Here is a 22,188-nt window from a genome sequence, read left to right as displayed (position 1 = left end):
ATTTTAGCGATTTAAGTCTGCAGTTAACTGGTCAAGAAGTTTCAAAATAAACTCAATTCTTTGTTCATACTCTTCTAGCATGACCAGCACCTTTAAGCGTTGCCCACCCTCCATGCGAAAGTGAGTCGGCTGTTTTTGCATAAGCTGGATAATACTGATCGCCTGAACAGCTGTATCAGGTGAAAATTCGATACTTCCCCCGTGACTCCCAATATCCACCTTGGTAATTCCAAGTTGTTCCGCTTTCAGGCGAATCTGATGCACACTGAATAACTGTTTGACTGGTTGCGGTGCAAGACCGAAACGGTCAACTAGCTCCATACGAATATTATCGAGCTTATCTTGTGTATCGGCATTACTGATACGCTTGTAAAACAAGAGCCGCTGGTGTACATCCCCTAAATATTCATCTGGAATGAGTGCTGGCATGTGCAGGTTAATCTCTGCAGTTAAGGAAAGCGGAGCATCAAAATTTGGGGTCTTGCCCTGCTGAATTGCTTTGGTCGCTTTTTCAAGCATTTCCATATATAGACTATAGCCAATAGCCTGCATAGAACCACTTTGCTGCTCACCTAACAGTTCACCCGCCCCACGGATTTCAAGATCTTCTGTAGCAAGCATAAAACCGGCGCCCAGATTAGAAGCACGTTGAATGGCATCTAAACGTTTCTCTGCATCACCTTTTAAAGCTTTAATCGAAGGTACCAGCAAGTAGGCATAAGCCTGATGATGGGAGCGCCCAACACGCCCACGTAATTGATGTAATTGTGCCAAACCTAATTTATCTGCCCGTTCAATAATAATAGTATTTGCATTAGGGACATCAATACCAGTTTCAATAATGGTCGAGCAAACCAGCACATTATACTGTTTGTGATAAAACTGTTGCATTACCTGCTCGAGTTCACGTTCACGCATTTGTCCATGTGCAACGGCAACTCGTGCTTCAGGAACAAGTGCACGGATATTCTCTGCAGTACGTTCAATACTGTCGACTTCATTATGAAGGAAATATACCTGACCACCGCGAAGTAATTCCCGCAAAATAGCCTCTTTGATAGAAGCATCAGTATGCTCCTGCACAAATGTCTTTACAGCCAGACGGCGTGCTGGTGGAGTGGCAATAATCGACAGGTCACGCATGCCTGAAAATGCCATATTTAGTGTACGTGGAATCGGCGTTGCTGTCAGAGTAAGCATATCGACATCTGCACGCATTGCTTTAATACGCTCTTTATCTCGTACCCCGAAACGGTGTTCTTCATCAACAATCATTAGTCCCAGATCTTTAAACTGTACATTTTCCTGTAAAAGTTTATGAGTCCCAATTACAATATCGACTTTACCGTCTGCAAGATCCTGAATATTTTTTACATGGGCCTTGTTTGAACCAAAACGGGATAGCACTTCAATACGAACCGGCCAGTCTGCAAAACGGTCTTTGAATGATTCATAGTGTTGCTGGGCTAACAGAGTTGTCGGTACCAGTACCGCGACCTGTTTATTATTCTGTACTGCTACAAAAGCGGCACGCATTGCCACTTCGGTTTTACCAAAGCCTACATCACCACAGACCAGACGGTCCATAGGCTCAGCTTTTTGCATATCATATAATGTCGCTTCAATAGCATTTGCCTGATCCAGGGTTTCTTCATAAGCAAAACCGCTGGCAAACTGCATATACAGACTCTGATCTATTTCAAAAGCAAATCCGGGCTTGGCATGACGGCGGGCCTGAATATGCAGGAGTTCTGCAGCCACATCATGAATTTGCTCAAGTGCTTTCCGTTTAGCCTTGTTCCAGGCATCACTACCAATCTTATGTAGCGGAGCCAAATCCGGGTCACCGCCACTATAACGGCTAATAAGATGCAAGTTAGTAACGGGCACATATACTTTTGCATCTTCTGCATAATCCAGCTGCAGAAACTCATACTCCTGATCATCAATACTTAAGGTAACCAGCCCTGCATAACGTCCTACACCATGGTCAATATGTACAACAGGTGCACCAATGCTCAGTTCAGTCAGACTACGAATTAAAAATTCTTCAGAAACTTCCTGTTGACGCTTACGACGTCGCTGAACTACCCGGTGCTCATACAACTGATTTTCAGAAATAACGGTCAGCTGATCATTAATGATTAATCCACGCTCAAGTGGAGCAGTAGTAATTGCAATTTTATACTGATCATTCTGAAAAATATTGAAATTTGCAACAGTAGGAATATCACCCAGAGTCGAGCGTAAGGCATCACGTAAACTTTCGCGACGTCCTGCACTTTCAGTTACCAGTAAAACTGGATGCTGAGCGTTATCGATATATTCTTTAACCTGATGAAATGGTTTTTCATGTTTAGGATTAACCGGAAGCCGGGGCGGCTCTGAAACCGCCATATTTATCACACCCGCCTTTTCTTCAAATTGTTCAGATGATGCAATAATTCGGGGAAAATGATTGAGTAACTCAAGTAAAGCATTCGGTTTTAAGAATAAATCTTCTGGTGGCAGAATAGGCTGGTCTGCATTATGACGTCGATCTTCATAACGACGATTAACATCCTTCCAGAAGGTGATCAAACATTCATCTAAATCCCTATCTGTAATGACAATGGAATGCTGAGGTAAGTATGCCGATAGCATACCTTGAGTTTGAATTGACTGTTTACTAAAGAATAATGGCAGATAGAAATCAATACCCGGTGATGCAATACCTTCCATGACATCCTGATAAATAGGATTCTTTTTTGGATTGGCAGTCGGAAAGCTCTCAGCATAACGGTCACGGAAGGTAGAACGTCCGTCCTTTAACGGAAACTCTTTTGCTGGTAGAACCTTGAATTGAGTTAAATTACTTGTTGTTCTCTGAGTTTCTGGATCAAAAAATTTAAGGCTATCAATTTCATCATCAAACAGATCTATACGGATGGGTGCCTCCTGACCCGAAGCATAGATATCCATAATACTACCGCGTACCGCGAACTCTCCATGATCGTAAACTGTATCTACTAAAAGATAACCAGCCTGTACCAGACGTAGTTTCTGCTGTTCAAGATCAAATTTTTGACCGACACGTATATCGAAATGCTCGCCTAATATCCAGGAAGTTGGAGCAACTCGCTGTGCCAATGTAGAGGCTGAAAGTAGTAATATGCCCTGCTGAGGCATATTAGAAAGTATAGCCAGGCGCTCCGAGACAATATCCTGATGGGGAGATAACCGGTCATAAGGCAGGATTTCCCAATCCGGGAAAATAATCGGTTTTATACCGTAGAACTCCAGCTCACTCTCGAGCTGGGCTACATGCTGGTTATTTTTAGCCACCAAGACTAATAATTGCCGTGATTGTTCAGCAATTTCTTTAAGCAATAGTGCGGCTGAAGAACCAAGTAAAGAGCCTACCCAGCGCTTTTCACCTGCTTTCAATTGTTTTAAATTAAGTTGAGAGATTTCTTTCTGGAACATGTAGATAGATTTAGGCCTAAATGTCATTGCCCATAATATCATGATGTTTTTTGGCTTTTGGTTATTTTTAATAAAGACCTTGAAGAATAAAACTATCTATACCCTATCTCGCAGAAATTTTTTATAGTAGCTATTCAGCTTTTCAATAACTTTTTTCAGTTCTTTTAAATTTTGCTCATTATTTCCCAAGCGCTCAACATAACGGCCTGTGGCAATTTCCAGATCTATTTTTTCATTAATCTGCAAACTGATTTCAAATAATTTTTTTAAATCTTGAAAATTTTCAAGCTTACGATTTGAAAAATATTCAAGACGATTATTTAAATCACTTAGCACAATCCCATCAACGATAGGCCCTTGGTCTTGATCAAAGTAAATATTTTGTTCACTTAAATAGGATTGTTCTTCGGTCTCTTTAGCTGTAGTTTTGAAGAGTCGGACAAGTTTGTTAAACATATTTCTAAATCACAGATTAAAATATAAATTTTGAGTCTAAATATAGATTATCAAAATAAACAGATTGAATAGGAAGATAATAGCTTAAAAAGCTTAGGCTATTCAGATCAAAATAAAAAGCACTTTTATGCAAGTGCTTTTTACTGGTATTCAATGCAGTTTTTTTGCGCTTTAGTTAGCTACCGTACTGCTCTTGAAGATAACGAACAATTTTTGCTGACTCAAACATCTTAGTATTAGTATTTGGATCTATCAGATAAGGGACCTGAATATCTCGCCCCATCACCTGCATGACTTGCTCACGTTTCCCACCAGAAACAGGCACATACTTGCCTGGCTTAAGTCTTAATTTTGCTGGCCCCATATCTTGCCAGCGTTCCTTGGCAACATTATGCAAAATATATGGAATTTCCAGCTCACTCAGTACGCTACGAACTACGCGTGAATAAGGGCTGCCTTCAAAACTCCATAATTCTAGTAATTGCTCAGGCGCATCACCTGTATTGACCTTAGAAAAAGCACCTCTTAACCCATTAACAAGAGTTCCCACAATAGCAACATAAGGTATTTTCGGATAATTCTGATAGGCTTTAGGTACTCGCCCATTCCTGCCATAGTACTTGAATAAGTGAGCAATAATCTGTTCCGATTCATACAGTTTGTCGCCGGTGTTTTCATCAATCAGAAAAGGAAATTGCAGTTTACCGCCCTCTTTTTGGACTATGGGCCTGAAACGGGTACCATTACGTGGACAAGGGTAGATTTCCACATCCAGATTTAAAAGTGTCAATACTTCCCGTACACGACGGCAAAATGGTGAAGCTTCAAACTCATAAAGCTTGAGTGGTTTTTCGGGTTGATGAGGATGGGGCGTTCCCGATACACCTCTTCCACCTTCTGTAAAACTAGAAACCAGCGCCTGAATTACTTTAGTTTGATGATTCACCATATTTTTTCCTTATAATTATGCTTCTACAAGCTTTTCTTTCGATATGACAATACCATTATTATCGGCATAAATATAATCACCGGCATGAATAGTCACTCCACCAAAATACAAAGTTATATCAACTTCGCCAATGCCTTTACGGTTACTTTTTTGTGGAATGGCAGCCAATGCATGTACCCCCAGATCCAGCTCTGCAATTGCATCAACATCACGTATACAGCCATAAATAATTACGCCATTCCAGTGATTCTTTACAGCTGATTCAGCAATCATGTCACCCATAAGTGCACATCGCATGGAAGCACCGCCATCTACTACCAGTACTTTACCCGTTCCATCTGTAGCAAGAAGCTCTTTCACCCTTGAGTTGTCTTCGAAACATTTTACTGTAACCACTTGTCCACCAAAGGTTTTACGCAACCCGTAACTTTTAAAGTATTTACCATCAATTGATGGACACATTACTTGTAGTTCTTTATCAGGATTATTATCTAGCAGGTCACAGGTTACGAATTCTGTATTCATGTCTTATCTCCAATTACGGCATATTCTGTATAGCTAAATTATCATAAACTTTATATTTTTCAGTCTGATTTTGCGCTGCCTTGACCATAGTATGAGCTACTTGCCGAGCTGTCACAGGTTTGTATTTAAAATTACCAGGAATATATTTTTCAACTGTACGAAACAGGTTCTGGCTTAAATCCTCCAGAATACGGCTTTCCTGACGCTCTCCGAGCAATAGCGAAGGCCTTATAAATGATATCCGGTTCATATCCATGCTTTGGATATAATCTTCAAGCTCACCTTTAACCCGGTTATAAAAAAATATAGATTCAGATGCTGCACCCATTGCACTTACCAAGAGGAAATGTAGCACATCATCCTGAACCAGCTCAGCAAAATGCGCATTAATGCCGAAATCAGTATTATAAAATGCCTGTTTAGAACCTGCTTTTTTGATGGTAGTGCCAAGACAGCTAAATGCATGAGTATGGCCACTTACATCCTCATCATTTAACATAAAAAAGTCAGATACGACCAACTGCTCTACTTTAGACATTTGCTTATATTCGGCATCTTCTTGCCGCACTGCTACAGTAATGCGTTCACATTCAGCCAGTTGATGTAATTCTCGAACTAGCTCTCGTCCAACTAGCCCTGTTGCTCCAATTACGATGGCACTTTTGATATTTTCAGTCATTTTTTAGCCTATCTTCTTAAATTTCTTATAATCTAACGTTTTCTTTCATTTTTATCTTCAAGTAAAATGTTGTGAAAGCGTCGCGACACTTGACTTCGGCGTGCCATTTCATCAAAATATGGCACTTGTTTACGGGCTGGTTATGGTGTCTTCTGGTGAAGGTCAGTTTCAACTACAGCCCGCCCAGACCAATCTATTTCAAGGAGTGCAAGAGTGGCAAACTCTGCTCAGGCAAAAAAACGTGCGCGTCAAAACGTTACAGCGCGCAAACACAACGCGAGCTTGCGTTCTATGGTTCGTACCTACATCAAGCGTACTTTAAGTGCAATTGCTGCTGGTGATTATGCAGTAGCTACAGAAGCTTATAAAAAAGCTGTTCCTGTAATCGACCGTATGGCTGATAAAGGCATCATCCATAAAAATAAAGCAGCTCGTCATAAGAGCCGCTTAAACACTCAAGTTAAAGCTCTAGCTTCTAACTAAGTGATATATGTAAAAAAGCCCTATAATGGGCTTTTTTTCTGGCTAAAATTTCTCTAGCTCAATTTTTTTTGCTATTTAGAGTAGTAGATATTATTAAAAATAAGAATACTGATATTATTCTGTATGAAATTTAAAGGATTATTACTTATATCCTCTGACTTACTGAATATTTTTTTATCTATCAATTATTATAGAATTTTCTACGGAACCTGTCAGTTGTTATCCTCAGGAAATGTTTGCTTGCTGGGCCTGAAACTGCTGAATAGACAGTTCTTTTAACTCACCTCGCCAAATCCACTTCAGTTTACTATGGTCAAAATCTTCACCTTCAAACCATACAAATAATCCCTCCATCATTTGTGGCCAGTCGGCTTGGCTAATTTGAGTGTGTCCTGAAATTATGGCGACAATAGCAGCAATAATGGTGTCATGACTTACTGCCAGACTTAGACCTCGACAGTTCTGCGGATGAGTGCTGTAAATCAGCTCAAGTACATCCATTACGCCCATAATAGGGTTCTTCATACCAGGTAATGTGTTATTGACAAAACTGTTGATAAAGCCCAATGCACCCTGCTGTTTAAAATAAGGTGCAGCCTGCTGGATATCCAGTACAAAGCTTCCAGGTTCCACCAGTAGACCCTGCTCAACAATTTCAATCGAATGTGTATTTAAAGCAGGAGTTACCTGATCTGCCCCTTCAATCATCAAAGCAGCTGTATCAATACAGCGCTGAATAGGGCTCGAAATACAGTGCTGAATCAAGCGATCCGTATTTTTAATGAGATAAGCACCCCATTCATGGGCTAAATCACGGCCTTGTTCTGTTAACTGCAGGTCGTACCCAGCCAATCCCTGCCCTGCTACAATTTCTCTTAAAGAATGCCGCGTAAACAAGGTTACAGGCACTGAGGCTTCAGGTAACAGTTCCAAGGCTTTATGCATACTGGGCGGCAGTAACTTCAGCGACATAGAATTTCTTAATAACTCAATTTATCTATTACTATAGCATGAGAGTAAGCTGATGTTCAGGTTAAAGCTTTACTTGCGCCAAAGCCTCAAGCGAGAGAGTCCGGGTTACCTGATTAGTAAATGCTATGAACCCGTTATTTAATACACTGCTACGCGCATTATAGGTAAAAGGTTCTTTCTGTAAACTCAACAGGCCACCACCGATACTTTCCAAAAGCCCCTGCCCGGCGCTTGTATCCCATTCAGAAGTCGGGTGAAAGCGCGGGTAAATATCGATCACGCCTTCTAGCATCATACAAAATTTATAAGCACTCCCCGCTTCACGTCGTACCACGGAGTACTGCTGCGCAATATGATCCATAAATTGCTGATAGCGCACATCTTTACTGCCGTGGCTTAACCCTACCTGGATTTGCTTATAATCTGCTAGATTTTGCTGATACTGATACCATTGCCGCTGACTGAATTGATAGCGAAATGGTAAATCTTGAAGATAGCCCATGTACATGCGCTTTTCACAAGGTACAACAATGACTGAAAATATAGTTTTATGGTGCCTGATTAAGCTGAGATTAATCGTAAACTCATCACGTTCATGAATGAATTCTTTAGTGCCGTCAAGAGGATCCAGCAGCCAGCAAAGCGGCCATTGATGACGTTTCGAATAATCACTTTCTTCTGATAGAACTGGTATTTCAGGTGTAAGATATGCCAACTGTTCCAATATATAATGATTAATCTTTAAGTCAGCTTGAGTTACAGGTGACTGGTCTATTTTTTTATTAATATTAAAATCATTTCCTGCACAATAACCTTCATACTCTTCTAAAAGAGTTTGGCCAGCTTGCTCAAGCATAGGTAAAAGCTTAAGCATAAGTTCATCTGTAGGTGCTTGAGATTGAATAAACATAAATACAGAGTCCGGACTTGGAGGTGTTAAGGCTACCACTAACTTTCATCATTTGCTTGTATACGAAAGTGAAATATATTTTTATCTTCCCTCAGTTTTAGTTATTAAAACATTATATTTTAATAATAGAGCTCCTATTATAAATCAAGAACGTGATACATATCACACTTATTAAGTAGAAAATTTTTATTTAAAATCCTATAGATCTATTTTTAAAGATTAAGTAAACTAAAAAATCCTATTAGAAATTCCTTTATTTTCCAATATAACTTGACGATTATCCTTCTGCATTTTTTCATAAACTTCATTTTTAGCTATAAACCCAAGTAAAATAATAAGACTTATAAGACTAATGATGAGTAACTTATTATTCATTTGTTTTTCCTTATTACTTAACCCTTATAATTCTAAAGAAATCTAAAAATTTTCATATGACCAAAAATATTAAAACAAAAATAGTAAGTTGAATAGAATACTATTTTACCCTTTATCTAAAAAATATTTAAATAATATCAATTTCAAAAACTTATATTTTAATATTAATAAAATAACCTAGATGTACTTTAATAATACTTATAATTTTAATTAGCATAAGCTTATTTATATTTTAACTTATCTATATTTAATATTTTTTATTAGAAGATAAATTCAAAAATTATATATTTTAAAAATCTTAGCTAATTAAGTCAGCTTAAATAAAACTTATTTGTATTTGAGTTATAATTTTAAAGAAAAAATAACTTTGTTCAGGACAACTATGCTTAAACTAATAATGTTTGATATGGACGGCACACTGTTGGATCTGGCTTTTGACGACTATATCTGGAATCAATGCTTGCCTGAGCACTATGCCCAGTTTCACGGCTACTCCTTAGAGAAAAGCCATCAATATCTACAGCAGCTTTATCTAGATCATAAACACACTTTGAACTGGTATTCTTCTGCATTCTGGAGCCTACAAACTGGTATCAATATACTAAAAATGCAGCAAAACCATGAAAGTAAAATTTGTCTCAGACCTGGGAGTTTAGAGCTTTTAGAGCAGCTAAAGGCTGCTGGTCATGTTTGCTGGCTAGTCACCAATGCTGACTGTAAAAGCCTAGAATTAAAGCTTGAAAATATACTACTGCGCCCTCATTTTGATTTAATCATCAGCAGTGAACAGATTGGCTATCCTAAAGAAACTCTAGCATTCTGGCAGTACCTGCAGCAACAGCATTCTTTCAATCCGGAACAGGCCGTATTGATTGATGATACAGCTCAGGTCTTACACAGTGCCAAGCAATTTGGAATTAAAAACCTGTTCACTATTCTTCAACCTTCAAGTTTGCAAGCACCTCGCCTGCAAGAACAACTAGATTATCCTGCCATAGATAATTTAATTGAACTCTTTCCTTTTATTTCAGAAACTGCTTACAAGGAAATCAATGTTAAAACAGCATGAAGATGTTGCCGTTGAAAGCATGCGCGTAGACAAATGGCTATGGGCAGCGCGTTTTTTTAAAACCCGCTCAGTTGCGAAAGCAGCCATTGAAGGTGGTAAAGTCCACCATGAGGGTGAACGGGTAAAAGTCTCCAAGGAAATACGTATAGGAATGGAGTTAACCATTCAGCAAGGATTTGACCGTAAAACCGTAACTATTAAAGCCCTGTCAAACACTCGTGGTCCTGCACCAGTTGCCCAGATGCTTTATGAAGAAACACCCGTAAGTATCGCTCGTCGTGAATTGATTGCATCGCAACGAAAATTGCATAATCTAGCACGACCAGATCATCGTCCGAGCAAAAAAGATCGTCGCGATATCAACAAGTTTAAACATGGAAATGATCATCAGAATGACCACTCTTGGTCATATAATGATGGTTAAAATTACACGTCATATTGTGTCGCCCAGACCGGAAAACACATAGAAACGTCATTATAAATCTGTCACTATAATCTGGTGGAAACAAGTTTTTACTTTGATACATCCACTTGAGTGAATAGTGATATTACGAAAGTTTTGAGGTTGTGAGATGGATGAGAACAAAAGCAAAGCGCTCAATGCCGCGTTAAGCCAAATTGAGAAACAGTTTGGTAAAAATACGGTAATGCGCTTGGGTGATAATACCGTGCAGGCAGTAGAAGCTGTATCAACCGGTTCTTTAACATTAGATATTGCGCTGGGTATTGGCGGTTTGCCTAAGGGCCGTATTGTTGAAATTTACGGTCCTGAGTCCTCAGGTAAAACCACTATGACATTGCAGGCAATTGCGCAGTGTCAGAAGGCTGGTGGTACTTGTGCGTTTATTGATGCAGAGCATGCACTTGACCCGCAGTATGCACGTAAACTTGGCGTAGATATTGATAACCTGCTGGTTTCCCAGCCAGATAATGGTGAACAGGCATTAGAAATTGCAGACATGCTGGTACGCTCGGGAGCAATTGACCTGATCGTAGTCGACTCCGTTGCTGCCTTGACCCCACGTGCCGAGATTGAAGGCGAAATGGGTGATTCACATATGGGGCTGCAAGCTCGACTGATGAGCCAGGCACTGCGTAAGATTACCGGTAATGCTAAGCGTTCTAACTGTATGGTAATCTTCATTAACCAGATTCGTATGAAAATCGGTGTAATGTTTGGTAGTCCTGAGACTACAACTGGTGGTAATGCATTAAAATTCTATGCATCAGTCCGTCTGGATATTCGCCGTATCGGTCAGGTAAAAGAAGGCGATGAAATTATTGGCTCTGAAACCAAAGTTAAAGTCGTCAAGAATAAAATGGCGCCTCCATTTAAAGAAGCACTATTTCAGATTCTTTATGGCAAAGGGGTTAACCATCTCGGCGAGTTGATTGATTTAGCTGTTCAGCAAGAAATCATCCAGAAAGCTGGTGCATGGTACTCTTACCAAGGTAATAAAATTGGCCAAGGCAAGAATAATGTGATTCGTCATCTGGAAGAAAATTCGGAGCTGGCAGTAGAAGTTGAGCGTCTTATTCGTGAGCAGCTCTTAACTACTAATAATGCGCCGGTGGCAGAAGATGAAGCAGAAGAAGTCCCGGACTTCCTAGAAAGTTAATTGAACTGAAAGAAACGCCCCACGGGGCGTTTTTCCATTTAAGGAAGGATTGCATGTTTAAGCAAAGAAATCAGCAAACTCAACGAAAACCTTTAACCGGAACTCGTTTACGCTCTTATGCTTTTGCCCTACTAACTAAACGCGAATATTCAAAAGGCGAACTGATTGAAAAACTTTGTCTCTATGCAGAGAATCCAGATGAAGTAAGAACATTAGTTGAAGAACTGAGTGAAAACTCTTATCAAAGTGATCAGCGGGTAGCTGAAGCGATGCTATCAAGTCAATTACGCAAAGGCAAAGGCCCGAATCGAATTAAACTGGCTCTTAAAACCAAGCAGCTGGATACTGAATTAATTCAAGATGATTTATCTGATATAGACTGGGCGGAGCAAGCTTATCGTCTGAAAGTGAAAAAATTTGGTTTTGAGGTTGAAAAGGAACCAAAACTCAAAGCAAAACAGATCCGCTTTTTGCAGTATCGTGGTTTTGAAATGGAAGCAATTATGAAAGCAGTCAACCGAATGGCTGATGAAGAATAGTGGTGGCAACCCCACTAGCAAAACTTCGGCACATCATAGATCTGCTACCGTTGCTACCTTCCGGTCCTGGCGGGGTTCACAGAGTACAATTGCGAGGCTACCAGCGGGGCTACCATTGCAAAACCAAGTATAGAGTTTTTTAACCAAGTTGCAAGTCTCTGCTCCTTATTTTCGCACCTTGAGCGTTCAATTGATTATTTCCTCAACGATCTTAAAGATTTAAACAATGAAAATCATTTACAGGTATAACTATTAATATTATAGGTTAGCCGGAAAAGCTCATGCTCGCCAAATATGCCTGAACATTGTAAAGAGTTATTGCAATTCTTGAGCCAGCCGTTTTTAATGACTGCATACTGTAGAACTTCAGCTAGATATTTTTAGATCCTAGCTGGACAAGACAATAAAGTGATGACCAATCACTCGATATGATGGACCAAAATTATGCTCAATAAGCATTCCCTTCTTTTCATTGCCCTGCTTTGTACAACTCAACTGTACGCAGCCGTTCCAATTGAATCGAGAGGCCTCTCGCAATCCTCTAGCTATAACAATACTTCTTCTACTGCCACACCAACTGTCAACAGTAATCCGACTTGGGATTTGGTACAGAAAAACCAGAATCTGGAAAATGATATACGTACTTTACGTGGTCAGCTTGAAGAACAAGCAAATGAAATTGACCAGCTCAAAAAAGAGTTAACAAATCGTTATACAGATCTTGATCAGCGTATTGAACTATTACTTCAAAAAATTGACCCTGAAAGCGCTAATGCAAATGAAGAGGCAAGTAGTGAAGAAACACAGGCTCAACCAGCAACTGCTACTCCAGTAAGCCCTATCGCATCTAATAGTACTTCTAGCAATTTGCCTCAAGGCAATAGTTCTACTCAGGCACCGAGCGACTTAGAAAAAGCAGCTTATACAGTCGCTCTGGATGCATACAAACAGGGCGGTGCCAAGAAAGCTATAGCCCCAATGCAGAATTTTATCAAGAACCATCCAAACAGTATTTATACGGGAAATGCTTACTTCTGGCTGGCTGAGTTTAATCTGGCAGTAGAGCCGCCAAATTATAAAGAAGCCAAGAAAAACTATGCCATAGTAGCAGACCAATACCCGACCTCAGCCAAAGCCTCACGAGCGTTGTATCAACTCTACAGCATTGCCAAGGATGTCGATAAAGATACTGCTTCTGCTAACCGATTTAAAAACAAACTCATTAGTACCTATCCAAAGTCTGAAGAAGCAGGCTATTTTAAATCATAGAAAATTATTTTAGCTAAATTAGCTTATAAAAAAAGACACCACTTGGTGTCTTTTTTTATAACAGCTCATGCTTAGCGCACAATACCACGCTTTGACTGTTCCAGTGAATCAATCAATAATTGTACTTCACTAATTTCAGGAAGAATTTCTGCACGAATTTTCTCAATAGCCTGCTCTGTCGTCAGACTGGCTTTATAGATCAGCTTAAAAGCTTCTCTAAGCCCTTGAATTACACTCTTTGACCAGCCTTTACGTCGCATACCTTCAACATTCATACCGAATGCATGTGCAGGATTACCTGATACCATTACATATGCAGGCACATCTTTTAAAATAAGCGATGCGCCGCCAATCATGCTATAAGAATCAATTTTGCAGAACTGATGGATACCAGAGTTTCCACCAACAATTACAAAGTCACCGATATGAACATGACCTGCTACTCCTACATTATTTGCAAAAATATTATGATCACCAATAATACAGTCGTGAGCAACATGGGTGTTCACCATCAACAGATTATGATCACCGATTTTAGTCAAACTTTTATCTTGAACAGTTCCTCGATGTAAACTGCAATGTTCACGAATCGAGTTATGATTCCCAATCTCAAGCCAAGTTTCTTCACCTGCATACTTCAGGTCCTGACATATTTCTCCGACACTGGCAAACTGAAATATTTCATTCTGCTCGCCAATTCGGGTAAAGCCCCCCACTACAACATGTGAGTGGAGTTTTGTACCAGCTCCAATAGTCACATTTGGACCAACAATACAATAAGGTCCAATCTGTACATCTGGAGCAATTACTGCAGATGAGTCAATAATAGCGGTAGAATGAATGAAGTCGTTATTGCTCATGCCTGCTCTATACTTGCTGATGCGAAACCATAATTTCCGCTGTAGTTGCTACTATACCATCGACGCTGGCAGTACATTGATATTTATAAATGCCGCGTCTTTGCATTACCAGCTCTGATTTTAATACGAGTTGGTCACCCGCAACCACCTGTTTTTTAAATCTTACTTTCTCAGCCCCTGCAAAAAGAAACAGAGAACCTTCTGATGGCTTTTGTTCATTCATGATAAAGCCAAGAATACCAGATACTTGAGCGAGTGCCTCTACAATCAGTACCCCCGGCATAAGTGGATAGTTAGGAAAATGTCCCTGGAGAAATTCTTCATTAATCGATACATTTTTATATCCGACAATTCCATTTTCTGTCACCTCAGTAATCCGGTCTACTAGCAGAAAAGGATAACGGTGTGGAAGATATTCGCGGATGGTTTGAATGTGCATTGGTAATTCAGGCACAGCAAATGCTGGGATTTTAGACTCGGTCATCATATTCTATTTACGCAATTTAAAAGTTGATTCAAGAGACTCAATTTGAGATTGCATATGATCAAGTCGTTTGGTCAGTTGGGTCAATGGCACATCTGCTAATTGTCTTAGCCGTACAACTGTACGTTTCCAATGATTATTTTCAAAAATACCTGTACCTGAAGAATACGTTCCAGGCTCAGAAATATTTTTTGTGACCATTGACATTCCCGTCAGAGTCACATTATCAGTAATAGTCAGGTGTCCTACTACCCCACATGCTCCAGCCAGTATACAGTTTTTGCCAATTCGGGTACTTCCTGCAATACCACATTTAGCCGCAATTGCAGTATGTGCACCAATATGAACGTTATGTGCGATTTGCACAAGGTTATCAATAACTACGCCTTCCTCTATAACAGTATCGTCAAGTGCGCCCCGATCGATACTGCAATTTGAACCGATCCGCACATCATTCCCTATATGAACTGAGCCTAGCTGCACAATTCGGTGCCATTTTCCCTGATAAGGTGCAAAACCGAAACCTTCACTGCCAATAACAGTATTAGCATGAATTCTGACACGGTCAGCAATTTTAGATTCACCGGTAATGGTCACATGAGAGTCAATAAAACATTGCTTGCCAATTTCCACACCATCATCAATCTTTGCATGTGACTGTATAACTGTATGATCACCTATTACACAGTCCTCACCAATAACCACATAATGACCTATATAAGCTGTATCAGATATAATGGCGGAAGAGTGAATCTGAGCCGTATTTTCAATACCTACTGCTTTTGTTTTTCTCTCAAAAGCATGAGTTAAGATGGCAAAAGCCAGATAGGGATTAGGCACAATCAAGAAATTCTGATGCTCTGGAAGCTGTGCCTGTAACTCTGCAGTGGTAATCAGCACGCCCGCCTTGGAAGAACGCGCCTGCTCAAGATATTTATGCCCGTTTACAAAAGCAATCTGATTATTCTGGGCATTTTCCAGACTGGCAAGCCCTTGCAATTCGAATTGCGGTTGTCCGACCAGCTGTCCCTTTACCAGATGAGCCAGCTCTTCCAGACGATAACGTTGTTGTTTCATTGATTATTTAATTGCATTGACCTTTTGAATCATTTTATCAGTTAAATCCTGTTTAGGGTCATAGGCAAGTGCCGAGTTTTTATTCAAAACAAGATCAAGGTTATTTTCTTGGCGCAATTGTTCAGCAGCCTGTTTGACACGAGCCTCAAAGGTTCTATTCATAGTTTGAAGTGTATTCTGCACTTGTGTCTGTAAAGATTGCTGCAGTGTATTAAATTCGCCCATTTTAGCTTGATACTGCGCACTTAGTTTCTGTGCTTCAGTCTCGCTGATTTTATTATTATTTTGTGCTTTCTGGCGTAAAGCTTCAATCTCTTTACCAATCTGTTCCAGACGGGTGCTAGAAGGTTTGACTGACTGGCTCAAGCTGGCATTTTGCTGCTTCAGATAGGTACTGTTTTCAACAATACGCTCCAGATCAATCACCCCATATCCTGCCGCATGAGTAAGACCAGCCAGACTCAGGCCTAAACTTACCACCAGTGGTCTTATTATTTTCATGTAGTACATCCCTGTCATATTTAATGTAGTTAGTATCAAACCGTACTTAGAAAGTACGGCCAATTTCAAATTGTACAGCTTGGGTCTCGTCACCCTCTTTATCATTTAGAGGATATGCATAGCTGAGCGAAATAGGACCAATCATGGTAATCCAAGTAAAGCCTACACCCACACTATAACGCATTTCGCCCAAATCAAAGCCAAAGTTATCTTCACAGTATTTTTTGCTGTCTAAACTTTGCCCTTTATAGAAAATGGTTGAGTTTGAAACGTCACATTGTGTATCAAATACCTGTGCGCCTTCAGCAAAGATTACAGGCCGCACCTGGCGGGTCCAGTCGCCTTTAAATGGAAGTGGCAATGCCAGTTCAGTACCAAACTGTACTAAAGCATTACCCCCGACTTCTTCAGGAGACGGATCTTCTACTTTAGTTTCAGAATAGGTTACACCCGGATATTTAGGACCCAAAGTACTTACGTCATAACCACGGACCGAACCATAACCACCCGCATAGAAGTTTTTATAAAATGGTAAGTCATTACCATAGCCAAGCTTACCATAGGTACGTAAAGTAAAATCCTTACCTAACGGGAAGAATGCCTGGGCATCATAAGTCAATTTCTGATATTCCACATCACTGCCTGGAAGTGCAATTTCAGCATTAATACGATGCGACATACCATTGGTTGGGAATACAGGACGGTTCAAAGTATTATAAGACCAGCCTAAATTTAGGTTATAGGTCAGGAATTCACCCCCAAACTTATTTCCATAAGGATCTGAAAGTTGACCCTCAGGACAATTATAAGCCCCAGTGGCTTCATCTTTTACACGATCAACAAGACAATATTGGGTGGTACCTAGAGTTTTACCCCCATTGGCAAGCAGATAATCACGAACATAAGTAGAAACGTATGGTCCTGTAGTTACTTCTGTATTATCAATATTTAAAGAAGCACTCAGGTTCTGGTTTTCATCAATCGGATATCCAAAACTCAGGCTTCCACCATAACTATCAGTTACATAGTTATTGACGTTATAGTCATCATCAAGTTTGGTTTTACGATAATACAGGTTATAACCGCGGCTGACGCCATCAATGGTAAAGTATGGATCAGTTACGCTCAGATTATAGTAATCTTGAGTTTCCGAACGGGACAGGTCGATAGATACACGGTTACCCGTACCTAAAAAGTTAGTTTGGCTTAAACCGGCCTGGAACGTAATACCGCCACTTTGTGAATAGCCAACTGCTAGTGTACTAGTACCAGAGTGCTGTTCTTTTACATCGACATTTAAGTCAATCTGATCCGGTGCACCCGGTATACGTGCCGGCTTAATCGTAACATTCTCGAAGAATCCGGTACGTTCAAGGCGTACTTTAGAAAGATCAATTTTTTCATTACTTGCTAATGCGCCTTCCATCTGACGCATCTCGCGACGCAGTACTTCATCTGCTGTTTTACTGTTACCGGAGAAGTTAATACGCCGTACAGTAACCTGCTGGCCTGGATTAATATAGTAGTTTAAATCTACGATACCAGTTTCATTATTAATTTGCGGTGCAACATTCACTTCGGCAAAGTAGTAACCAGCATTACCATACTTACGAAGTAATAGTTGTTTGACTGCATCTACTTTTTCTTGTGAATATGTATCGCCATCTTTATAGATTTTTAGTGCTTTGAGTTCATCAGGACTATAAAGCGCATCGCCCAAGAACTTGGTCTGGCCAAATTTAAACTGCTCGCCTTCATCTACAGAAACTTCAATAAAGATATGTTTTTTATCTTCACTCAAGTTCAGGTTAGAGTTATTGATTTTAAAATTGATATAACCACGATTCAGATATAGAGCGCGTAAAGCTTCCAGGCTTGCAGCCATTTTCTCACGTGCATAACGGTCATTACGTGTAACAATTGAGCTCCAGCTGCTTTCACGTACTGCAAAAACCTGTTTGATCTCGTCTTCTTTAAAAACGGTATTACCAATGATATTGATATCAACCACTTTTGCTGCAGTGCCTTCAACGAACTCAAGTTTCAGGTCTACACGGTTATTTGGACGGGCAATAGTCTGTACACGTACATCTGCATCATAACGGCCTTGCTGGGTGTACTGCTGCTCGAGTTCAGTTTCAATTGTCTGAATTGCAGACTTCTTAAATACTTCTCCTTCAGCCACGCCCATTCTTTTTAAGCCATCTTCCAGTGCTTCTTTTGGAATCAGCTTATTACCCTGAAACTCTACTTTAGAAATAATTGGTCTCTCGACCACATTAAATACCAGTATGTCATTTTCTTTGGAAGCTTTAATATCGTCAAACAGGCCGGTAGCATAAAGTGCCCGTACAGCATTTGAAATCGCTGCATCATCTACCCGATCACCACTGTTAATGGGTAACATGGTAGAGACACTTGCAGGCGACAGACGTACAAGTCCCTGTATTTTTATATCACGAGCAATGAACTCGTCTGCTGCATATACTTGTTGTACTGCTGCCATAGCGCTAACAAGAGCTAGAGGCATAAATAGATGTGTGTGCCGCATAGTTAGTTTATTCCATCATCTACGTCATAAACGCATAAAATCATTAAATAATGCCAGGAGCATCATACTACCGAGCAGTACCATACCAATTTTCAAACCAAATATTTGTATTTGTTCAGAAACGGGCTTACCACGAATCGCTTCAATAAAATAATAGACTAAATGTCCGCCATCAAGCATTGGTATTGGAAGCAGATTTAAAATTCCCAAGCTTATACTCATTAAAGCCATAAAAGAAATAAAAGTTTGCCATCCCATCTCGGCACTTTGGCCTGCCACCTTGGCAATCGTAATTGGACCAGACAAATTATCCAGACCGATCAGCCCTCGAACCATTTTAGCCATCGAGTTCAAAATCATCCCGGAGATTTGACCAGTTTTATCTACTGCCATCATTAAAGCTTGTGCAGGATTATATTGAATTGTTTGTTTATATTCGTCAGGAATTGTAACTTTACCTGGCGTACTTTGTACTCCCAGCATGCCAATGACATTTCCCATATTGTCTCGTTGACCTTGTGGCATCACATCAAGCTGCTTGATTTCGCCATTACGCAATACATCTATCTTTAGAAGCTTCTCTGGTGATGCCTGCACGATTTCAACTACATCGAACCAGTCCTTCATTTTTACGCCATCAATTGCAACAATCTTGTCACCTTCCTTTATTCCCTGACGTATCGCTGCACCATCTTCGCTCAGCTTGGTCACCACTGCCGGAATCTGTGGACGATAAGGAATAAAACCCAAAGTTTCCAAAGGAGATTTACTTTGATCTTTTAGGAAATTTTGTATTGGTAGATTAAACTGCTGTAATTGTCCCTGCCGTTCAACCTGAACCTGAATCACTCCAGTTTCACCAGCACGATCTACTATAGCGTAATTTAATTTTTCCCAAGTGCTCACTGGCGTGCCGTCTATAGCAGTAATTTTGTCACCGGTCTGCATTTGCACAGCTGCAGCGGGGGTTCCGGGAAAAATCTTGCCTACACGTGTATTTAACTGCTCTTGCGAAGGCAGGAATAAAATCCAGAAAAGTACAATCGCAAATACCAGATTAATGAGCGGCCCCGCCGCAACAATAGCAATACGCTTCCAGGGAGACTGGCGGTTAAATGCCTGCGGCAAGTCTTCTTCAGCAACATTTCCTTCACGCTCATCCAGCATTTTGACGTAGCCACCAAAAGGCAAGGCTGAAAGCTGATACTGAATACCTGATTTTTTTGATTTCCACTTAATCAGGGTTGGCCCAAAGCCAATTGAATAAACCTGAACTTTTACACCCAGTTTACGTGCCACAAAATAATGTCCAAACTCATGAATTGCAATCAGCGGTCCGAGTAAAAGTATGGCTGCGACAATCATAAACAAAGCATTCATCATCAGCTTCTCATTTTTCCAATAGAGTCAAATGCAGCTTCACGCGCTTGCGTATCAGCCTCAAGTATGGTCTCAAGCTGTTCTGCAGACCTATTGTGAACGGTATTTAAGGTCTGCTCAACTATTTCAGCAATATGAGTAAAACGGATTTGTTCTTTTAAAAAAGCTGCGACTGCCACTTCATTCGCTGCATTTAAAATTGCAGGGGCTACGCCTCCCGCTTTCATTGCTTCTCTTGCGAGCTTTAACGCAGGGAAACGTACGATATCCGGTTCCTGAAAATTCAATTGCTGCTGTGCAAACAAGTCAAGTGCAGGTACATGAGTCTGTATACGCTCAGGCCAAGCTAATGCATGAGCAATCGGTGTGCACATATCCGGATTCCCCATTTGTGCCAAAGTTGAACCATCTACATATTGCACCATGGAATGAATAATACTTTCTGGATGAACCACAACTGTCACAAAGTGCTCAGCAATTGAAAATAGATGACAGGCTTCAATTAATTCCAGCCCCTTATTCATTAGGGTAGCTGAATCAACTGAAATTTTTTGTCCCATTGACCAGTTTGGATGCTTACATGCCTGCTGTGGAGTGACTTCATGCAACTGTTGAAGACTATGCTGACGGAATGGGCCACCTGATGCAGTAAGCAAAATACGCGACACCCCTTTTACAGGTTTGCCATGCGCATCAGCATTCATATAGTCATGAGGCAAACATTGAAAAATGGCATTATGCTCAGAGTCTACCGGCAAAAGTAAAGCCTGATGATCTCGCGCTGCACGCATCATAATGTCACCAGACATAACGAGTGCTTCTTTATTGGCTAGCAGTACTCGCTTACCTGCTTTAACAGCGGATAAAGTCGGTAAAAGCCCGGCTGCTCCGACAATTGCTGCCATCACCACATCAACTTCCGGATGTTCAGCTACGGCTATCAGGCCTGCCTCACCACTCAAGATTTGAATATGGCTGAGCTGCAAATCCTTTAAATGCCGGCTAAGCTGATCCACACGGTCAGCGGGCACTACAGCTATTTTAGGCTGATATTGTCTGCATATCTGGGCAAGCTCATCTATACGGCTATAAGCACTTACTGCAAACACCGAATATTGATCTGGATGCTGCTCCAATATTTTTAAAGTACTCTGACCAATAGAGCCTGTAACACCCAATATACAAACAGATTGTGACATCTATAAATCTACACCAATAAGTTTTAACAGATACATACCCGCTGCAAATATAGGTGCAGCGGCCAGTAGAGAGTCAATACGATCGAGTACACCGCCATGTCCTGGAAGAACACGACCGGAATCTTTAATGCCTGCGCGGCGTTTAATCATGGACTCAAAAAGATCACCCAGTACTGAACCTAGTACCGTAACTACAGAAAGTATAATGAAGAGCAGATATTGAATCAGTGTAAGATCGAGATAGATCCATGCCACCACAACGATAATAATAGCGGCTACGCTTACTCCGCCGTATAGGCCTTCTACCGATTTATTTGGGCTAACCGAGGGGGCCAGTTTTTTTCGTCCAAACTTACGACCAACAAAGTAAGCACCACTGTCTGCACCCCAGACCAGCAGAAACAGATACATCAGCCACCAAGGTGAACTATGCCAGACTGCAAAAATTGCTGTAACAGCCGCACAAATAAGAATAATACCAATACCCTTAAGTGTAGCATTGTACCAGTTATCATATTCAGGGTATGACTTTACCCAGTAAATACTAAAAACCCAGGTTAAAATAGAGGCAGCCCACAGTAACAGGGCAATATCATTTAAATAGAGAACCAGAGCCGAGATGGCGGCACTGAGAACACCATAGGACCAAGCAATCGGTTTTATCACATATTTTGTAGTTCTGGGCATGAGCTTAAACCACTCATATCCTGCGACCCCCGCTGCCAACACCATAAGCCCTAACATTGGATAATCTGACTGGGTAGCAAACATGCAGCTCAGTACTACTGCTACCAACACCAATGCGGTAATTATCCGCTCTAACATT

21 protein-coding genes and 1 other RNA gene are annotated in these 22,188 nt (G+C 40.5%); 6 read left to right on the top strand and 16 right to left on the bottom strand.

Annotated features, from left to right (window positions below; translation table 11 throughout):
- Positions 1-3: 3 nt before the first annotated feature.
- The 5 genes from mfd to ABZP31_RS05955 form a co-directional block, all read right to left on the bottom strand.
- Positions 4-3,465: a transcription-repair coupling factor gene (mfd, locus tag ABZP31_RS05975; RefSeq protein WP_174498897.1), complete on the bottom strand. Its 3,462-nt coding sequence runs from the start codon at positions 3,463-3,465 to the stop codon at positions 4-6.
- Between the two features lie 96 nt (positions 3,466-3,561).
- Positions 3,562-3,921: a hypothetical protein gene (locus tag ABZP31_RS05970; protein ID WP_174498898.1), complete on the bottom strand. Its 360-nt coding sequence runs from the start codon at positions 3,919-3,921 to the stop codon at positions 3,562-3,564.
- A gap of 175 nt (positions 3,922-4,096) precedes the next feature.
- Complete coding sequence (locus ABZP31_RS05965; protein ID WP_174498899.1) at positions 4,097-4,870, bottom strand: glutathione S-transferase N-terminal domain-containing protein; 774 nt, start codon at positions 4,868-4,870, stop codon at positions 4,097-4,099.
- 15 nt (positions 4,871-4,885) lie between these two features.
- Positions 4,886-5,395: a ribonuclease E activity regulator RraA gene (gene rraA / locus ABZP31_RS05960; RefSeq protein ID WP_248134218.1), complete on the bottom strand. Its 510-nt coding sequence runs from the start codon at positions 5,393-5,395 to the stop codon at positions 4,886-4,888.
- Positions 5,396-5,408: 13 nt separating this feature from the next.
- Positions 5,409-6,074 carry an NAD(P)H-binding protein gene (locus ABZP31_RS05955; RefSeq protein WP_005025688.1) on the bottom strand — a complete coding sequence of 222 codons (666 nt, stop codon included), beginning with the start codon at positions 6,072-6,074 and terminating at the stop codon, positions 5,409-5,411.
- Between the two features lie 213 nt (positions 6,075-6,287).
- Here ABZP31_RS05955 and rpsT point away from each other — a divergent pair, with 213 nt between their 5' ends.
- Complete coding sequence (rpsT, locus tag ABZP31_RS05950) at positions 6,288-6,557, top strand: 30S ribosomal protein S20 (protein WP_005014584.1); 270 nt, start codon at positions 6,288-6,290, stop codon at positions 6,555-6,557.
- 225 nt (positions 6,558-6,782) lie between these two features.
- Here the strand turns inward: rpsT and ABZP31_RS05945 are convergent, their stop codons facing one another.
- Positions 6,783-7,529 carry a phosphoglycerate mutase family protein gene (locus ABZP31_RS05945; RefSeq protein ID WP_005014586.1) on the bottom strand — a complete coding sequence of 249 codons (747 nt, stop codon included), beginning with the start codon at positions 7,527-7,529 and terminating at the stop codon, positions 6,783-6,785.
- A gap of 61 nt (positions 7,530-7,590) precedes the next feature.
- Positions 7,591-8,439: a 3'(2'),5'-bisphosphate nucleotidase CysQ gene (locus ABZP31_RS05940; protein WP_138000675.1), complete on the bottom strand. Its 849-nt coding sequence runs from the start codon at positions 8,437-8,439 to the stop codon at positions 7,591-7,593.
- A 757-nt stretch (positions 8,440-9,196) separates the two neighbouring features.
- Here ABZP31_RS05940 and ABZP31_RS05935 point away from each other — a divergent pair.
- From ABZP31_RS05935 to ABZP31_RS05920, 4 genes are all read left to right on the top strand, one after another.
- Positions 9,197-9,883: an HAD-IA family hydrolase gene (locus ABZP31_RS05935; RefSeq protein ID WP_248134220.1), complete on the top strand. Its 687-nt coding sequence runs from the start codon at positions 9,197-9,199 to the stop codon at positions 9,881-9,883.
- On the top strand, positions 9,867-10,307 hold the full coding sequence (locus ABZP31_RS05930; protein WP_034679911.1) for a S4 domain-containing protein: 441 nt from the start codon (positions 9,867-9,869) through the stop codon (positions 10,305-10,307). The genes ABZP31_RS05935 and ABZP31_RS05930 overlap by 17 nt, the downstream gene beginning before the upstream one ends.
- Before the next feature lie 148 nt (positions 10,308-10,455).
- On the top strand, positions 10,456-11,502 hold the full coding sequence (gene recA, locus ABZP31_RS05925; RefSeq protein WP_248134222.1) for a recombinase RecA: 1,047 nt from the start codon (positions 10,456-10,458) through the stop codon (positions 11,500-11,502).
- 53 nt (positions 11,503-11,555) lie between these two features.
- Entirely contained in the window at positions 11,556-12,041 is a 486-nt protein-coding gene (locus ABZP31_RS05920; RefSeq protein WP_005405657.1) for a regulatory protein RecX, read from the top strand.
- A 9-nt stretch (positions 12,042-12,050) separates the two neighbouring features.
- Here the strand turns inward: ABZP31_RS05920 and ffs are convergent.
- Positions 12,051-12,147: signal recognition particle sRNA small type (gene ffs, locus ABZP31_RS05915), an RNA gene on the bottom strand.
- A gap of 335 nt (positions 12,148-12,482) precedes the next feature.
- Here ffs and ABZP31_RS05910 point away from each other — a divergent pair.
- Positions 12,483-13,310, top strand: coding sequence for a YbgF trimerization domain-containing protein (locus ABZP31_RS05910; RefSeq protein WP_227499279.1), 828 nt, complete (start codon positions 12,483-12,485; stop codon positions 13,308-13,310).
- A gap of 71 nt (positions 13,311-13,381) precedes the next feature.
- Here ABZP31_RS05910 and lpxA read toward each other — a convergent pair whose 3' ends face one another.
- Genes lpxA through ABZP31_RS05870 form a run of 8 tightly spaced genes read right to left on the bottom strand, consistent with a single transcriptional unit; the run spans position 13,382 to position 22,187 of the window.
- Positions 13,382-14,170, bottom strand: coding sequence for an acyl-ACP--UDP-N-acetylglucosamine O-acyltransferase (gene lpxA / locus ABZP31_RS05905; protein WP_005405550.1), 789 nt, complete (start codon positions 14,168-14,170; stop codon positions 13,382-13,384).
- A 7-nt stretch (positions 14,171-14,177) separates the two neighbouring features.
- Positions 14,178-14,654, bottom strand: coding sequence for a 3-hydroxyacyl-ACP dehydratase FabZ (gene fabZ, locus ABZP31_RS05900; protein WP_005405310.1), 477 nt, complete (start codon positions 14,652-14,654; stop codon positions 14,178-14,180).
- A 6-nt stretch (positions 14,655-14,660) separates the two neighbouring features.
- Positions 14,661-15,731 (bottom strand): UDP-3-O-(3-hydroxymyristoyl)glucosamine N-acyltransferase, encoded by a 1,071-nt coding sequence (gene lpxD / locus ABZP31_RS05895; protein WP_248134223.1) that lies wholly within the window; start codon positions 15,729-15,731, stop codon positions 14,661-14,663.
- A gap of 3 nt (positions 15,732-15,734) precedes the next feature.
- Positions 15,735-16,232, bottom strand: a complete 498-nt coding sequence (locus tag ABZP31_RS05890; RefSeq protein WP_005025675.1) for an OmpH family outer membrane protein — start codon at positions 16,230-16,232, stop codon at positions 15,735-15,737.
- Between the two features lie 46 nt (positions 16,233-16,278).
- Complete coding sequence (gene bamA / locus ABZP31_RS05885) at positions 16,279-18,783, bottom strand: outer membrane protein assembly factor BamA (protein WP_034428615.1); 2,505 nt, start codon at positions 18,781-18,783, stop codon at positions 16,279-16,281.
- Positions 18,784-18,807: 24 nt separating this feature from the next.
- Positions 18,808-20,163, bottom strand: a complete 1,356-nt coding sequence (gene rseP, locus ABZP31_RS05880) for an RIP metalloprotease RseP (RefSeq protein ID WP_248134326.1) — start codon at positions 20,161-20,163, stop codon at positions 18,808-18,810.
- A gap of 2 nt (positions 20,164-20,165) precedes the next feature.
- Entirely contained in the window at positions 20,166-21,362 is a 1,197-nt protein-coding gene (gene ispC / locus ABZP31_RS05875; protein ID WP_034679909.1) for a 1-deoxy-D-xylulose-5-phosphate reductoisomerase, read from the bottom strand.
- Complete coding sequence (locus ABZP31_RS05870) at positions 21,363-22,187, bottom strand: phosphatidate cytidylyltransferase (protein ID WP_248134225.1); 825 nt, start codon at positions 22,185-22,187, stop codon at positions 21,363-21,365. It abuts the gene before it with no gap.
- Position 22,188: the final 1 nt, after the last annotated feature.

This window comes from Acinetobacter sp. FL, assembly GCF_040744925.1.
Classification (GTDB): Bacteria; Pseudomonadota; Gammaproteobacteria; order Pseudomonadales; family Moraxellaceae; genus Acinetobacter; species Acinetobacter radioresistens.
Note: the sequence above shows the minus strand (reverse complement) of the source record. Positions and strands in the feature narration are given on the sequence as shown.

Bases quoted from the DNA above. Each gene is read 5' to 3' on its own strand.
- mfd (WP_174498897.1), bottom strand. From the start codon at position 3,465: ATGTTCCAGAAAGAAATCTCTCAACTTAATTTAAAACAATTGAAAGCA.
- ABZP31_RS05970 (WP_174498898.1), bottom strand. From the start codon at position 3,921: ATGTTTAACAAACTTGTCCGACTCTTCAAAACTACAGCTAAAGAGACC.
- ABZP31_RS05965 (WP_174498899.1), bottom strand. From the start codon at position 4,870: ATGGTGAATCATCAAACTAAAGTAATTCAGGCGCTGGTTTCTAGTTTT.
- rraA (WP_248134218.1), bottom strand. From the start codon at position 5,395: ATGAATACAGAATTCGTAACCTGTGACCTGCTAGATAATAATCCTGAT.
- ABZP31_RS05955 (WP_005025688.1), bottom strand. From the start codon at position 6,074: ATGACTGAAAATATCAAAAGTGCCATCGTAATTGGAGCAACAGGGCTA.
- ABZP31_RS05945 (WP_005014586.1), bottom strand. From the start codon at position 7,529: ATGTCGCTGAAGTTACTGCCGCCCAGTATGCATAAAGCCTTGGAACTG.
- ABZP31_RS05940 (WP_138000675.1), bottom strand. From the start codon at position 8,439: ATGTTTATTCAATCTCAAGCACCTACAGATGAACTTATGCTTAAGCTT.
- ABZP31_RS05935 (WP_248134220.1), top strand. From the start codon at position 9,197: ATGCTTAAACTAATAATGTTTGATATGGACGGCACACTGTTGGATCTG.
- ABZP31_RS05930 (WP_034679911.1), top strand. From the start codon at position 9,867: ATGTTAAAACAGCATGAAGATGTTGCCGTTGAAAGCATGCGCGTAGAC.
- recA (WP_248134222.1), top strand. From the start codon at position 10,456: ATGGATGAGAACAAAAGCAAAGCGCTCAATGCCGCGTTAAGCCAAATT.
- ABZP31_RS05920 (WP_005405657.1), top strand. From the start codon at position 11,556: ATGTTTAAGCAAAGAAATCAGCAAACTCAACGAAAACCTTTAACCGGA.
- lpxA (WP_005405550.1), bottom strand. From the start codon at position 14,170: ATGAGCAATAACGACTTCATTCATTCTACCGCTATTATTGACTCATCT.
- fabZ (WP_005405310.1), bottom strand. From the start codon at position 14,654: ATGACCGAGTCTAAAATCCCAGCATTTGCTGTGCCTGAATTACCAATG.
- lpxD (WP_248134223.1), bottom strand. From the start codon at position 15,731: ATGAAACAACAACGTTATCGTCTGGAAGAGCTGGCTCATCTGGTAAAG.
- ABZP31_RS05890 (WP_005025675.1), bottom strand. From the start codon at position 16,232: ATGAAAATAATAAGACCACTGGTGGTAAGTTTAGGCCTGAGTCTGGCT.
- bamA (WP_034428615.1), bottom strand. From the start codon at position 18,783: ATGCGGCACACACATCTATTTATGCCTCTAGCTCTTGTTAGCGCTATG.
- rseP (WP_248134326.1), bottom strand. From the start codon at position 20,163: ATGAATGCTTTGTTTATGATTGTCGCAGCCATACTTTTACTCGGACCG.
- ispC (WP_034679909.1), bottom strand. From the start codon at position 21,362: ATGTCACAATCTGTTTGTATATTGGGTGTTACAGGCTCTATTGGTCAG.
- ABZP31_RS05870 (WP_248134225.1), bottom strand. From the start codon at position 22,187: ATGTTAGAGCGGATAATTACCGCATTGGTGTTGGTAGCAGTAGTACTG.